At 53.7% G+C, this 255-nt stretch carries 1 pseudogene; it reads left to right on the top strand.

Going from position 1 to position 255, the window contains the following annotated elements:
- Positions 1-255: pseudogene (locus tag H8K55_RS21420) on the top strand (hypothetical protein); the annotation flags it as partial.

Genomic DNA, 255 nt, shown 5'->3' with positions numbered 1-255 from the left:
GTGTGTTGGTACGGACACCGATCACCGATGATCTGATCAATGAAGTGACTGAAACCTTTGATTTAACAGTCACCCGCACAGCAGGTACGACCACCAATGCCTCCGCAGTCGGTACCGCGACGATTACCGACAATGACGGTACGCCAAGCCTGTCAATCAACGACGTCACCGTCAACGAAGCAGCCGGCACAGCGACCTTCACAGTCACCTTGTCCGCAGCCTCTGGTCAAACAGTTTCTGTCGGTTACAACACCA

The sequence above is a fragment of the Affinundibacterium flavidum genome (genome assembly GCF_014284175.1).
Classification (GTDB): Bacteria; Pseudomonadota; Gammaproteobacteria; order Burkholderiales; family Burkholderiaceae_D; genus Undibacterium; species Undibacterium flavidum.
This window is presented reverse-complemented; position numbering and strand designations above follow the sequence as displayed.